The organism is Bacillus sp. ISL-77 (assembly GCF_018613105.1).
On the sequence record NZ_JAGGQY010000096.1, the window covers coordinates 1 to 14,553 of the forward strand.

General features: G+C 34.1%; 12 protein-coding genes and 7 pseudogenes. 2 read left to right on the plus strand and 17 right to left on the minus strand.

Going from position 1 to position 14,553, the window contains the following annotated elements:
- Nucleotides 1-318: 318 nt before the first annotated feature.
- The 6 genes and pseudogenes from J7E77_RS29190 to J7E77_RS29215 form a co-directional block, all read right to left on the minus strand.
- Nucleotides 319-573 carry a TRAP transporter large permease subunit gene (locus J7E77_RS29190; protein ID WP_214719003.1) on the minus strand — a complete coding sequence of 85 codons (255 nt, stop codon included), beginning with the start codon at nucleotides 571-573 and terminating at the stop codon, nucleotides 319-321.
- Nucleotides 557-868 (minus strand): hypothetical protein, encoded by a 312-nt coding sequence (locus tag J7E77_RS30990; protein WP_251028225.1) that lies wholly within the window; start codon nucleotides 866-868, stop codon nucleotides 557-559. The genes J7E77_RS29190 and J7E77_RS30990 overlap by 17 nt, the downstream gene beginning before the upstream one ends.
- 400 nt (nucleotides 869-1,268) lie before the next feature.
- Nucleotides 1,269-1,415 carry a GapA-binding peptide SR1P gene (locus J7E77_RS29200; protein WP_251028226.1) on the minus strand — a complete coding sequence of 49 codons (147 nt, stop codon included), beginning with the start codon at nucleotides 1,413-1,415 and terminating at the stop codon, nucleotides 1,269-1,271.
- Between the two features lie 70 nt (nucleotides 1,416-1,485).
- Nucleotides 1,486-1,662 carry an aspartyl-phosphate phosphatase Spo0E family protein gene (locus tag J7E77_RS29205; RefSeq protein ID WP_214719005.1) on the minus strand — a complete coding sequence of 59 codons (177 nt, stop codon included), beginning with the start codon at nucleotides 1,660-1,662 and terminating at the stop codon, nucleotides 1,486-1,488.
- A gap of 738 nt (nucleotides 1,663-2,400) precedes the next feature.
- Nucleotides 2,401-2,778, minus strand: a pseudogene (locus J7E77_RS29210) (ribulose-phosphate 3-epimerase).
- Nucleotides 2,779-2,792: 14 nt separating this feature from the next.
- A pseudogene (locus J7E77_RS29215) lies at nucleotides 2,793-3,164 on the minus strand (transketolase); the annotation flags it as partial.
- A gap of 482 nt (nucleotides 3,165-3,646) precedes the next feature.
- Here J7E77_RS29215 and tpx point away from each other — a divergent pair.
- Entirely contained in the window at nucleotides 3,647-4,144 is a 498-nt protein-coding gene (tpx, locus tag J7E77_RS29220; RefSeq protein WP_214719007.1) for a thiol peroxidase, read from the plus strand.
- A gap of 448 nt (nucleotides 4,145-4,592) precedes the next feature.
- Here tpx and J7E77_RS29225 read toward each other — a convergent pair.
- From J7E77_RS29225 to J7E77_RS29265, 8 genes and pseudogenes are all read right to left on the minus strand, one after another.
- Nucleotides 4,593-4,823, minus strand: a pseudogene (locus J7E77_RS29225) (metal ABC transporter solute-binding protein, Zn/Mn family); the annotation flags it as partial.
- A gap of 201 nt (nucleotides 4,824-5,024) precedes the next feature.
- Entirely contained in the window at nucleotides 5,025-5,441 is a 417-nt protein-coding gene (locus tag J7E77_RS29230) for an NUDIX domain-containing protein (RefSeq protein ID WP_251028227.1), read from the minus strand.
- Between the two features lie 80 nt (nucleotides 5,442-5,521).
- A pseudogene (locus J7E77_RS30995) lies at nucleotides 5,522-5,851 on the minus strand (GrpB family protein).
- Between the two features lie 171 nt (nucleotides 5,852-6,022).
- Nucleotides 6,023-6,813, minus strand: a pseudogene (locus J7E77_RS29245) (phosphotransferase).
- Nucleotides 6,814-7,066: 253 nt separating this feature from the next.
- Entirely contained in the window at nucleotides 7,067-7,306 is a 240-nt protein-coding gene (locus J7E77_RS29250) for a hypothetical protein (protein WP_214719010.1), read from the minus strand.
- A 737-nt stretch (nucleotides 7,307-8,043) separates the two neighbouring features.
- Nucleotides 8,044-9,225, minus strand: coding sequence for an MFS transporter (locus J7E77_RS29255; protein ID WP_214719011.1), 1,182 nt, complete (start codon nucleotides 9,223-9,225; stop codon nucleotides 8,044-8,046).
- Between the two features lie 1,566 nt (nucleotides 9,226-10,791).
- Nucleotides 10,792-11,315: pseudogene (locus tag J7E77_RS29260) on the minus strand (SRPBCC domain-containing protein).
- A gap of 72 nt (nucleotides 11,316-11,387) precedes the next feature.
- Nucleotides 11,388-11,714: an ArsR/SmtB family transcription factor gene (locus J7E77_RS29265; protein ID WP_214719012.1), complete on the minus strand. Its 327-nt coding sequence runs from the start codon at nucleotides 11,712-11,714 to the stop codon at nucleotides 11,388-11,390.
- Between the two features lie 741 nt (nucleotides 11,715-12,455).
- Between J7E77_RS29265 and J7E77_RS29270 the strand changes: the two genes are divergently transcribed.
- Nucleotides 12,456-12,653 (plus strand): IDEAL domain-containing protein, encoded by a 198-nt coding sequence (locus J7E77_RS29270; protein WP_214719013.1) that lies wholly within the window; start codon nucleotides 12,456-12,458, stop codon nucleotides 12,651-12,653.
- A 164-nt stretch (nucleotides 12,654-12,817) separates the two neighbouring features.
- On the opposite strand, the pseudogene J7E77_RS29275 reads toward J7E77_RS29270, so the two are convergent.
- From J7E77_RS29275 to J7E77_RS29285, 3 genes and pseudogenes are all read right to left on the minus strand, one after another.
- Nucleotides 12,818-13,087: pseudogene (locus J7E77_RS29275) on the minus strand (MerR family transcriptional regulator); the annotation flags it as partial.
- Nucleotides 13,088-13,315: 228 nt separating this feature from the next.
- Nucleotides 13,316-13,846, minus strand: coding sequence for a GrpB family protein (locus J7E77_RS29280; protein WP_214719017.1), 531 nt, complete (start codon nucleotides 13,844-13,846; stop codon nucleotides 13,316-13,318).
- A gap of 90 nt (nucleotides 13,847-13,936) precedes the next feature.
- On the minus strand, nucleotides 13,937-14,350 hold the full coding sequence (locus J7E77_RS29285; protein WP_214719018.1) for a hypothetical protein: 414 nt from the start codon (nucleotides 14,348-14,350) through the stop codon (nucleotides 13,937-13,939).
- Between the last annotated feature and the right edge of the window lie 203 nt (nucleotides 14,351-14,553).

A 14,553-nucleotide genomic window follows, 5' to 3' on the forward strand; every position in this document is an offset into this window, starting at 1 on the left:
TTGTGAATCATGGTGATAGCTGTTTTTCTCATTTCAATCGCTTTTTCTTTTAATTCATCAATACTTATATGTTTCATGTCATGCCACCTCATTAAATTATGACTTGCCAATTTTAATTTTTAACCAAGATCCTTAGTAGAATTGCCCCTGTTGTTAACTTGTCTACTAAGTTACCTTATGTTTTTAGTATACCTTGATTCTGATATTTGTCAACTTGGATTTTATTTAAATTAAGACATTGCCATATTCAAAAAAGCCCTATAGTACTTAAGGGTAAACTTAAAAAAAGGAGGTGTTTTCCATTCCCTCTTAATTGAATTAGTCTACTAAAAATAACGATACCTCGGGAATGACTGTGATAACGGTCAAACATAAAATCATTGCAATCAAAAATGGGATAGTAGCTGGTGCTAAGGTTTCAATCGTCAGCCCCGATATTCCTGATCCAACAAATAGATTTACACCTACAGGTGGAGTTATAAAGCCAATAGCTAAGTTTACAATTAAAATATTTTTACGACTGATTCTACATGCGTCGGAAGTAGTCCAGTTTCCATCACACAATGTCTGCACAGTATCTTTGTTCTATAGATGAACTTTGTATATCTTCAGTCTTGATTTGAAGTAGTTTTTCTAAGAATTTTATAGTAGTGCTTAGTTTTTTATTATCGTCTTCGGTTTGGATGTTTTGTTCTTTCTTCAGGTTCTGTACTTGTTGAATGATCGCATGATGAAACGTATCGGTTTTAATAAGCCATGTTCCAATTAAATCCTTTGTCGCTCCTCTCTCAAATTCGTTTTTAACAGCAAATATGCTTTCTGTCTCTGACTCGATCAACCCAATTGAACTGTTGTATGTTGTAATCATTCAATCTAATCCAAAAGTAATTTTTTCTATACTTAAAGTTTCTTTCTCTTAAAAGAAAATAATTGATCCCTAACTTAATTTCGCAAAAAGAACTATTGTCATTTGGAGTATGCAAAGTAATGACTTCAACAGTGTTTACCCTGTCCAAATAAGCTTCTAATCCGTATTGTGTATCTATCACTCTAGCATCTAATACATTCATTAATGATTCCCCCCTTACACCCTCACTTGATGAAACAAGGTTACTTTTCCTTTCATGTTTCTTGCTCCTATCCTTTTGGAAGACAGTTCGAGAATAGGAATCTGCCGCCTATTTTACTACCAACTACTACTCTTTCGATTCTTAAATCCCGGGTTGTTAGACGGGCCTATATCTAATAAAAAAGTCCAGTTACTGATATTAATCTTCCTTCTTATCTTCGGAACAGTCCGTACACTTTCCATACCATGTTTTTACACCTTCTGGGCTATCAACTATATCAATCACTTCTAGACACACTTGACATATAATCGTCCCTTGTTTTACTTTTAACTCCTTAACCATCATTTTTTCCCTCCATAATTTTTGTGTTTTTTTAATTTAGCTTTGATATAGTTAGATAATCGAGCGTTCCTGTTTACAAGGAGCGAATTTTATATAATATCTTTTGGATATTCGAAATTTTTGAATCTAATTGTTGGCTGATTTTTATTACATCCGGATCAGAGAAACCTTTATCCTTTGCCAATTCGTGCATATCTAAGCGACAGTTAGCTATACTCTTACTTAAATCTAGTGCCTCCCTCAAAATCATAAATACTCTTTCCCTTCCACTATTTTTATATTTTTTAATTCAGATTTTTTTCACATTCTTTTTGACAATGAGTCCACTAATCTACTGAGAAGATTTAAAATACTAAAAAATTGTAACCCTTTACATTAAGCGCTTTCAAAAAATTTTTTTCTACTTGGTTAAGTGAACCAAAACATATATTATGTCAATTGATTTCCTCAATGACTACTTATCTCATACTCTTCCCCTGTTGTTAACGGTTACAACTATTCATCCATCCTTTTTTCTTATAATCTTGTTTACTTGTCTACTAAGTTACCTTATATTCTCAGTATACCCGTAATATGATATTTGTCAACATGGATTTTATTTAAATTAGTGCCTTATTTTAAAGAAATTCAACCTACAAGCCTAGAAAGGCGTTCTCTTTGAGGAAATATCAAAGGGAAGGGGCTTCTCTTACTACAAGTCTGAATCTCTATATAAACAAGATAGCCAAAAAGGATACGGTTACATGTTAAATAATAAAAAACCTCCGGATAACAAAAATTTTGTTATCCGGAGGTTTTTTATCGGCTTAGCTATCTTTAAAATTATAATGCTCTTTTAATAGTTTCAATTGCAGCTTTTCGATCCACTTGATTATAAATATCGGAACAGACTACTAATACATTGGCTCCTGCTTCAACACATAGTCTAGCCGTGTCTGTGTTTATACCACGTCCACCTCAAATTCAATTGATAGTCCACACAGCTTAATTATCTGTGAAAATTGTTCAATTTTCGGCAATACACTATTAATAAATTTTTGCCCGCCAATCCCGGATTCACTGTCATCAATAAGATCAAAACAATATCCTCAAGAATATGTTTAACTTGATTGACAGGTGTAGCAGGATTTAATACAACACCTGCTTTAATTCCATGTTGCTTAATTAATTGAATGGTACGATATAAATGAGGACATGCCTTAACATGATTAGAAATGATATCAGCACCTGCTTTTGCAAATGAAGGAATCTATTGATCCGCATTTTTAATCATTAAATGAACATCTAACGGTAATGCTGTGACAGGACGAATCGCTTCTACGATAAGAGGACCCATAGTGATATTCGGCACAAAGTGGCCATCCATTACATCAATATGAAGAAAACTCGGTACTCTTTTTTATCCCTTTTTCCTGCTATTGCCATCCCCACTCCACAAGAAAGTCCTTGTCCTAGTGACCCTGTTGAAATATCGATTCCCGGACACTTTTTCATATCTGGATGTCCTTGAAAAGGAGAACCGTACTCTCTTAACGTGTAGATCGTTTCATATGGGACATAACCAAGTAAAGCTAAGGCCGCATATTGGATAGGACAAACATGTCCTTTTGAAAGAACAAATCTGTCACGATCTTCCCAAGTAGGATTGTTTGGATCAATGTTCATTTCTTTAAAGTATAGAGCTGTCATCAGGTCAGCTGCAGAAAGTGAACCTCCTGGATGACCTGATTGTGCCGTGTGAATCATGGTTATCGCTGTTTATCTCATTTCAATCGCTTTTTCTTTTAATTCTTCAATACTTATATGTTTCATGTCCGCCACCTCATTAATTTATGACTTGCAACTTTTAGATTCCAAATAAAGGGCTTACAATATTTTATTGATTGACTTGTCTACTAAGTTACCCTATATTTTTAGTATACCTTCAATCTTATATTTTTCACCTTGGATCTTATTTAAATTAATAACATTACCTTATTTTAAAAGCTGGTTTTGTTGAACGAGAACTGGAGATGCGATGTTGGAAGTATTATGTTTTAAGGTGTTAAGGAGCAAAAGTTGAGAAGAATCTAAAAGGGAGGTGATATAAAGATGGTAACTGTACAGACAGTTGATTATAAAAGGATTCGCATACCGGGTTTAAATAAACAGAAAAATAATAAGTAATTGAATTTTTTTAATATTGAAGATAATATGAACAGATATGTTATTAATTAAAAGGGAGGCATTTTTTCATGGGAGTAACATTTATAGGCAAGCCAGTAACATTAATCGGCAGTCAAGTGAAGGCAGGGGACAAAGCTCCAAACTTTATAGTATTAGCCAATGATTTATCTGAGGTAACATTAGAAAGTTCAAAGGGCCAGGTACGTTTAATCAGTGTGGTTCCTTCAATTGATACAGGGGTATGTGATGCACAAACGCGCCGTTTCAACGAAGAAGCAGCAAAGCTTGATAACGTAAAGGTTTTAACAGTTAGTGTAGATTTGCCTTTTGCTCAAGCGCGCTGGTGCGGCTCAAATGGGATTGAGAATGTCCAAACCCTTTCAGATCACCGAGATTTATCATTTGGTGAAGCATTCGGAGTAGCAATTAAAGAATTAAGACTACTAGCTCGCTCAGTATTTGTAATAGATTCTAATGACGTTGTAACATATACGGAGTATGTGAATGAAGTAACAGAACATCCAAACTATGAAGCGGCTATCGAAGCGGCAAAAGTGGCTTACTAATCAGATAATTCTCCAAACTAGAGTGTGATCTTAAAGAGGATGTGCCCAAAGAATACTTTAGGGCATATCCCTTTTCTTTTCTACTTCTCGTGCCCCACGTCTTCCCCATTCAATTCGAATATCATATGGAGATTGATTAAGCCACAATTAACTCATACTTTTCTTGTGCAGAATAAGCACTTTTTCCCATAGTAAAAAGCCCCCAATAAAGTAAAACAGATTTTTATTATTTAATCTGTCTACTTTATCGGGAGCATATCAAATCTTCTCCAAGCTCATTTTTTTACTATCCGCTATTCAATAAATAAACAGATTTTATAAATCACGTAATATAGCTAAATCAATTTAATAGATTTGTAGAAAAATAATAAAGTAACTTATTGTGAATTTAATCAACATACTGATTTAGTTAAAAACGCGGGTAAACTCCTATCCTTCATTTGAATAATTACTTTAAAATGGATAGTTTTAATGCCTCAAGATTTTTTTTCATAACATCTATATAATCCAGACCTTTTTCTTGCTCTTCTTTCGTTAATCCTTCTAATGGATTTAAAACTTCTGTTTTAGCACCTATTTCATTGGCTAATGTTTGAGCGACTTTTGAAGAAGTTAGCTCCTCAAAATAAATAACCTTTACATTTTTTTCTTTAGTTAATTCCGTTAATTCCGCCAATTTCCCTAATGGGCTTGATCACAGGGTTGCTGCTCTAATACGTCACATAAGTCTTAACAGGGATAGCGCCCGCAAAACGCGAATTTTGTACGCTAAGCAAATACTCCACCCAAAAAAGCCGATTTCCTGTATGAAAAGGAATCGACTTTTTATTTGTCTTATTCAATTAAAGCGCCCGATAGTTGAATAACTTTCATATCTCAATTAACCCATATCACCAACATATGCTTGAGCAATTTCATTACGAATCCCGTAATTTATTAAATGTGGTATTATAGCTTTTGGATAAAAATCGTAGTTTGATAATCCTTTTAACGGTATCCATTCAAGAGCCACTTGTCCTGAATCAGTTTCAATTCCTTTACCAAAATCACTTTCATCTATTATGGTACAAGCGAAAAGATGAACAACAACATGAACATGAGAATCCCATTTGGCATGTTCGTGATTCTTTCCAATATATTCTGAAACCAACAAGAGTTCTTTTGCCTCTACATTAACTCCAGTTTCCTCTAAACATTCTCTTACAACTGCTTCTTTTAAAGTTTCTCCATGTTCTTGACCGCCGCCTGGTAAGATATACATAGTTTTGTTACTGTAAGCAATTTTTTTAACCGTCAATGTTTTTTTATTTTTTAACTGTTCAGCGTCTTGAGGGTGCTTAATTAAGTATTTTTTAAAGGCTAGATGTTTTTCTATATTTATGTACCGTTCTGATAAACATGAACATGGTGGGTCCTGTTACTCCCTCCCTTACTAAAGTATCGTCTTCCTTCAATACCTTGCTCCCCTCTAGGATCATAACCTATTTCGACCATTTGTTTATTGTATAAATCAATATTACTAATTTATTTTACAACAACCAATATATCGATAATCGGCTTAGCATATCCAATTTGTGGAACAGACGTGCTTCCTATATGATAAATATCAATTATTTCATCATAGAATATGCGTTTGATTTTTTCCGATTCAACATGATACAACTCATTCCACTTCTCAGTCCAAGCAACTACTTCTGTTTTTCGCATAATACCCCCCTAACCGATTACTTACTTATCAAAACGAAAACTAATTCCTTATTCTTTAATTCAACCAAAAGCGCCTTACCCCTTTCAAGAAGTAAAGCGCCCGATTATGGAAGATGATTTATATTTGTCTTATTGAAGTTAAGCACCTATTAGTTCAACAAAAACCTACCCTTAAATCCACTCTTTTCCATGTTCACGAATGAATTTAATATCGTTTTGATAATGTTGAAGATGCCCTTCATCTATCATCTTTTGAAAAGCATTGTCTCCTTCACTGGCTTTTCTTGTAATTGTTTTACATAACCCTTCTAATCGTAGCAATACCATTTCCAAATAATCTTCTTCTATTCCCTCACCGTAAGATTCAAAAAACAATCTAACCCTTTGTTTTATATGGTTTGCATGCTGTAATGATTTATAATAAACTTTCTCATCTGTTTCAGAAAGATAAAATCTACTTAAGGGAACGCAAGTATAAAGAGTATAAGCTATGTCCCAAAGTCTTGGACCAGGTCCAGCAACATCAAAATCAATAATACCTACTGGTCTTTCATGATTAAAAATAATGTTGTATATTGCAAAATCATTATGGCATAGTACCTCTAATTGTTGGGGGTGTTATCTATCGATTGCCAGCTATTATCAAATGAAAAATCACTCACAGAATCATGATAAAGCCGGAGCATTTTCGCTATTTCTATTAAGACAGCATCAGACCACATATATTCTTTTAAAGGATAATTACCAGCTTCTCCTTCAATAAAGGATAATATCTCTCTTCCTTTTTCATCAATACCTAAAAACTTTGGTGCATAACTAAAACCTTTGTTCTCCAAATGCTTTAATAACTTATGAATTTTGTGACTATCTGGCTTTAATTCACGTCGCACAGTATCTCCCGAACGATAAACGTTAGAGACATTCCCTCCTGTTAGCATTTCTTCGTTTTCGTGGTTTGACATCTAAATATTCCTCCCTAATATGACTTTCTATATACCGTAAAACAAATCCTGTTTGTTCAACTGACCCTTTAATGGCATGACTTTAAATTCAAGATGTACCGTCTAATTTCCTTTCTTTCTCTAGAAAATGGCCCTAAAATGAAAAATGAGCGTTATCCTTGTTCTAGGATAGCGCCCGTTTGTGGAATAACTCTTAGATTTCCGGTTAGTTTTTGAGATATAAACTAAAAGACAGTAAGGGCTGTATGATTCCTTACTGTCTGCTCAATCGTTCAATCTCTGTTTCTACTTTGTAGACTCTTTTGTTTAATACTTCAGTTTTATCATCGATATGATCAACAATTTTATCTGTGTATAATCCTAAACTATCGACAAGATTCTTTTGTAATTTTTCTTGCCCAACTTCCAGTCTGTTCTGTCCTTGTTTCAATTCATTTATGTCTACGCGCATTTCTTTTAGTTCATTCAAAATTTGTTTTAAGATTTCTTCCACAAATTTCTCCCCCGTCCAATTGTTCTTGATCTTATTATACCATCCATTAATTATCTATAAAGTAAAATTGTAAAAAGTATTCAATTCAACAATATGGCACTAAATGCAAAATGAGCGCCTATCCTCAAGAATGGCGCCCGATTGCGGAACAAGAAAATTATTTTTCTTTTTAATTCCATTATATAAGCTTATTTAGTTACCATAAAATTCGTTAGTGGAAATTAAAACAGCCTTAGATCTTATAATTCCAAGGGCATTCAACATACCACACTGCAACAGTAACTATCTTTTCTTAATGGCAACATTTCTAATTCGTTTATAATCAGATTCCCATATACCATCTTTATATAAATCTGATTGTATCTTATTTTTTATTTTTCCGTAAATAGCCATTTTTTCTTACTTAGAGAACTCAGGGAAATTGTAATCCTCAAAACTATCTAACCAATGATTCAACCCCTTTTCTCCATCAGTTAATGGGATAGGTCTATCAAAATGATGAACATATGATACTCTAAATCCAGACTGTTCAAGTATAGTACTATATTCCCCTATACTTGGAAAATATGACCCGTGATGAATAGAGTTCCTTGGCATAGGCATAAAGGATAATTTTTAACACAATTTAAAGATGGTAAAGAGGACGTCCACCGCCAGGATAACACGGAAAAGAACCATCTCATATCCATCTGTCCAACAGCGAGGTTACAAAAGCTAGGCTTTTGGGACACACTCTTTTATGCGATTTTCTTTGTACTTAAATTTACTCTTGTTTTATTAATTCCCGTATGATTAATAATTAAACAAAACAGAGAGAGAATAGATAATAATGCAAAACTCAGAAAATAATCTCCAGTTATATCCTTTAAGAATCCCAGGGCAATTGGAGGAAAGAAACCTCCAATTCCTCCAACTGCGCCGACAATACCTGTTACCGCTCCTGTATTCCCTGATGAAACTTCAGGTACCATCTTGAAAACTGCACCATTTCCTATTCCCACCAAAATGGAGATAATCAAACAACTAATACTAAAGAAAATAAAATTTTCCTTTGTAAAAGCGATGAACAATCCACATAACAATACACCACTAAAGACAACGGTTAACAATTTATTTGCTCCAAACCGATCAGATAAATACCCACCAACTGGACGTATAAAGGTAGCCAATATAACGAATCCTGCTGTTTTTATTCCAGCATCAAGAGCTGTAATATGAAACAGGTCATGCAACAATGTAGGTAAATAAATACTAAAAGTTACAAAACAACCAAAGGTAAGGAAATAAAAAATGGATAAAAACCACGTTTCTTTAAATTTTAATACAGACAAAGATTCTATTAAAGTCTTGGTCTCACTTGGTCTTTGTGAATCTTGTGTTCCTATCCAGAAGGTAATGGACATAACCCCAATTGCAATAGCAAGGCTCCAAAACACCCAGGCCATACCGTATGAAGTAAAAATCATAGGAATCAAAAAACTAGCCACTGCTGATCCCAAATTTCCCATACCTGCAATTCCTAGAATTAAACCTTGTTTTTGTGGTGGATACAATCTAGAAACATAAGTAATTGAAACAGCAAACGTTGTTCCTGCCATGCCAATAAAAAATGCCCAGAACAACATCATGACATAAGAATGAGCAAATCCCGCTCCAACCATCGGTAATATAAGAAATAACATAGTCAAAGCATAGATTCTTCTGCCACCATATCGATCTGTTAAAATCCCCATTGGTATGCGCATCAAAGAACCCAACAAAACCGGAGTAGCAATAAGAATGCTTTTTTCGGTTGTACTTAAATGGTAAATTTCTTGAAGTGCCACAGCAATCGGTGCAAAGACCGACCAAACTGCAAATGAAACAATCATTGATATAGTTGATAAAACTAGTACTGATGTTTGACCCTCTGGTTTCATAATGTCAGCCCCTTGCATTTCTCTTGATGGTAAATGTTCTAGTTCTAAGATAATTATTTAAAACAAATCTGGTAATTTATATTTAATAGCATATAGTTCGAGCATAGATAAGTTTAGATCAGTTGTTGATTATTAAAGTGTTTGTATAAATATCCCTTATAAATTCTTTGATCATCATACTATCAATTCCAAACAAAGTAATAATTGTTGTCAGGTTTCCTTCCATACTTTTTTCGGTTTCTTTTAATTATAGATTCTTGTATAAAATCTCAAAGTGGATTAGTTATGTATAAATCTGGAGTATACCTATACAGTAAGATGGCATCTTGGGTATAATCTTCGGAATCTTGTAGAGATGATGGAAAAACGCAGCGTAACGATCGGACATACAACCATGACAACTTTGAGTTATACGAATACGAAGCACAACCGGATGACGCCTTCATTGTATAGTAATCAAAAGACTCCTAGTAAGTGGATGAAACAAAAGGTCAATGGATGTTTGATTTTTAGTTAAATGAATCAACAGAATTGAGATGGGGGGAGGCACTAACCTCTATTTATCCCCTTACACCACATCGTACGGGTCAGTATACTGCGGTTCCGATCTATGTCAAACGCTGTTGATCCATATCTTGTAGAAATAAGATAATCCAGCAGGCTTTCACTAGGGATTTGTGTAGTATAGGACTTTTGGCAATTTCCATTCCTTCTATAAGCTTTAAGATAATTTTTAATCCAAGAGGAGTTGTTTAAAGAAATTGAAAGATTAAGTTGGACAAAATTAGATATGTCATAAAAATTATATAACATACATAAATGGAATAAATCAGCATGTCAGAACTCCTCACATAAAACTCAAAAGAGAGAGAATAGAGTGCTATTCTTAACTTAGAAATAGTAAACTAGCTTTGAAAAATAAGGAGGATGCATCATGAAAAAGCAAAAAAATATTAATCTGTTTACATTCTTAGTACTGGTTGGGAAAGTAATCTTTTCGAAAAATTTCAATGTCAGCCGGTAATAGTGGCAAAGGAGATTACCCGATTGGTTTTCCATCTGGATAAAAGTTCAAAGAAAGAGAAGTCCTTATTTCTGAAGAAAACACGCAGCCTTAAAGCTTTCAGGTTGGTAAAAGTAAAATGAGGGCATTTTTTAATAATTAGGGATCGTGGAAAGAAGAAATTTATATTAAATGTCAAAAAATTAATTTAAAACCCAGTTTTAGCAAGTGTTTTTATATAATGTCACACAAAATATAATGGAAAAGTAGTGTTTTAAGGTGATTTGTGACAGAGGCCGTAACAAGTGGGTTTCAATGATGGTACTGGAACATGTGAAATGATTAAAGGAATATAACGAAAGCCAAGATAACTTTCTAATAATTCCTTCCCATATTCAAGAAAATACCCTATACATAAAGAAAGAGCACAATTTTTATTCTAGAATTGCGCCCGATTGTGGAAGATCAAGGACTGTTGAAACTTTTTCGTACTTATTCAAAAATAGCCCCTGTTAGAAAAATAAGGGAGTTGCCTTAACAACTCCTAATACTTGTTATCTTATCTACTGAAGCTCTTCCAGAAGGTCATCGAGGCGGTCAAATTGTGAGGCCATTCCTTGGACTGCACCCATGTCCATTACCTGCTGAAGAGCCTCGATTGACGCGAATTGAGAACGCGTACTAAGTTTCGTCTTTCCTTCGTGTTCAATAAAATTCATCGTAATCAGCATCTCTGGCATTCCATCGACAGCATTACCTTCCTGATCTGCAAACACATCTGTATAGACAATCTTCTCAGGCGCAATAATCTCTTGATAGACAGCTTTCCCCCAAGATTCTTGGCAAAAAAACTCGTCTTGGTTCTCATCTGTGCAACGCATGCAATAATGCCATACGCCGTTAGGCTTAAACTCAAATTTGCGATTTTCTGTTTGCCTTCCTCTTGGTCCCCACCAGCTCGCTAAGCGCTCAGGCTCCGAAAATGCTTTAAATACGAGATCTCGTGGGCGTTGAAGATTCGCTCTATGACAAGAACTCGCCCTTCTACGTTAGTTGTCATACTGTTTGTTACTTTGTTTTCGGACATTTCAATTCCTCCTACCATATTTTCGTAATAATTCGTCACTTCTTTTCCGTAGTAATCTTTTTCGTCACAATATCAGTCTTTTCCTTGCAATTCATCCAAATAATCATCCAAGCGATCGAATCTTTCATGCCAGACACTGTGGAAAGACTCCAGCCAATGATCTAGATCTTGGAATGGCTGCTGCCGTAGCTTGTAGATTCGCCGATTAGCAATTGCTTGCACCTCGACGAGCCCAGATTCACTAAGTACGCGGAGATGTTTGGAAGTTTGTGGTTGGAGAAGACTAAGTCGTTCAGCGATTTCCCCTACAGTGAGGGGGCCGTCACGCAAAAGCTCAACTATGTGTAGGCGGTTGGGCTCGGCAAGTGCACTCAAAGTTGTTGTGATTTTGACGCCCATATTACCTTTCTCCTTTCACTCTCAATATAACCCACAAAGAATATTCTTGTAAGGGAATATTAAAAACTTATTTTGTTAAAAGAACTTTAACTAATCTGCCCCTTCGTTCAATAAGCCTAATTCCATTTAATTCCATTTAATGCCCTTTAATGGGAACATGATTGGCGAGTTTAAACATTTATTACTCCTGAAAAGGTCTATGATCGGTATGAAAAAAAGAAGTTGTTTAAGATAATGAATATTTCTAGTTGCATAATATTTATTCTCAGCAATTAAAGGCCCAGAAACTCATAAAATTTTCAAGAACTTTTTAATATATGTGAGAAAATTTATACTCAAAAATAAATATTTTATTAATTTATATGTATAAAAGAATAATAGCTTGGAAATCATAAAGATAAAGAAGCTAAATAAGGGGGTAAAATAGTGTCAAGAGAAAGCAAATTAACGTTGTCTGATTTTGTTAATAAAGATCGATTTGAACTAAACTCTTATCTTACCTATTTGATTTCAGTTATGGTCTTTAAACAAGGATATTTTTAATTCATCTCAAAATCTATTATTCTTTCAGTTTCTTAATCGTTAATCTATCTCATTCTATCTTTAGACTGAGGTTTCAATGAGTTTACACTTTCAGATGTAAACACATTAGCTATAAATACCATAGAACTATCAAGCAAAATATTTGAATAGTCTGAAAACCATTAGTATAATAGAAAAAAGGTCAAGGAGTTGGTTTCCATGGAAAGGAATTTTCTTAATACACCACCACAACCTGAAGTAAACATCATGGATTCTGAATTTGCTGAAACGTTGTTAAACAAAGCCCTTCGTAATTTACGAAAAGAGCAAATCCTAAAAGAGATTGACCAGTCATTACAGGATCGAAACAAAGAAAAATTCCTACGACTAACAGAGGAATTGAAAAATATTTTTTAAAATGTTGTATTATATATCGAGATGATTTTGAAATGAAATTAACATAGTGAGGTATTATCGGTACTGAAAAAGGATCTTCGGCTGGAAGATCCTTTTAGCTGCTTGTTCAATTAAAGCGCCCTTTAACGGAGTAAAGATACTCATAATAATTTAGACATATAATACTCATTTTTATTAACAACAAAGATATACATATCATTACATCGTTCATCGTCTTTATCTACGACTCCGAGCAATTTAGAAATTTCAGCTAAAGTAAATCCTAGCTCTTGAATCCTTTTGATAAATTTTATACGATTGACGCTTTCTTCTGAATACATCCTATAACCAGCATTCGTTCGATTAGGCTCTTTAAGTAAACCCACTCTTTCGTAATATCTTATTGTTTCTTTATTGACATTACATTTTTCAGCAAGCTCACTAACCCGATACATAACTAATTCACCTCATATAAATTATAAACCCTGTACTATGGTACAAGGTAAAGGGAATTTTAAATTTTTTATTGAACTGCACCCGTTAGCTTAGGTGTAACTTCTCACAAACAATCTTTAATCAGGATGTCTACTGTTAATAATTCCTCAACAATCTGGCCCGTTAGCTGAAGAACAAAAAAGGAATCGCCGCAGCAATCCCATTTTTCAACTCAAGCACCCGTTACTTTAATAAGAAAATTTTCTCTGTGACGCCCATTCTTTCGCTTTATCTGCTAATTCATTAACGAACTGCTGCTTTCCATCTTGATACTTGTAATGGTCGTTAGGAAACTGTTTTGCTAAGTTTATTTTCAATTCTCCATACTTTTTGGCTTCAGAGGGGTTCTTTATCAAGTATTCTTTAAAATCTAAGTAAGTTTTTATGTGTTCACTTCCGACTTGAAAGATATGTAAATGATGTGTTCTATTATCTTTTCCTTTTGGAAAATATCTTCTTCCAGCAATCCCATTTTCACCTCTCGGTTCATACCCTAATGCCCGCATTTCATCATTGAATAAATCTACTTTTTCAATATCCTTAACAACAATCAAAATATCAATTATCGGCTTTGCGTAACCTGTTGTTGGTATAGAGGTACTTCCAATATGGAAAATATCATTTAGTTCATCTTTAAATACTTTTTTTAATTTTATCTCTTCTTGCCTGTATGATTTTCCCCAGTCTTCGGTCCAAGAGAGTATTTTGGTTTTTCTCAAAAGAATCCCCCCTTTTTAATTTATTCATTTAAATTACTGTAACCTTTTTGTGCTTCTTGTTAAACTATCCTGCCCCGTTAGTCGAGTTTTTCAATTACCAGCTTCCAATTCATCTGCAAACTTAATCATTTCTTCTTGTATCTGGTTTGCTAAATCAGGTTCTGTAAAGATATAAACATCAGGTGCTTCAGGACTATCCATAAAAGCCTTTATGATAATAGGAGTCTTTTTGTCTCGATAAACTATATCGAATCTACCAACCTCATACTCATCATCGGGCTCCATTTTTTCTAAATTTTCTTGTACTTGGTTAATTTCTTTTGTTGAAAAACCTGATTCAACTAATGGGCTAATGCGTTGTAAAAAAGGTTTAACATTGTTCATATCAAAATTCATCGATGCCTCATCCAGGTTTTTATCTTGAATTTTTGGTTCTTCTGTATCACTACAACCTCCGAGAAAGATAAAAAATATAATAGTAATTACCGCACTTTTCAATTTCATCCTACAACCCCGTTTTTATTAAATATTACCACTTCAATGTCTGTTATTGTTAGTTTTTAAATAGAATTCTTTGAATGCTTCTTCAATTAAACTGACCGTTAGCACAATAAGACCATGGGGACGGTTCTTGTGGTCTCACTAATCCCATTAAAAACCAAAGAAAAGATAGTTAGTTTGTACATGGATAGGTTACAGTTAACTGG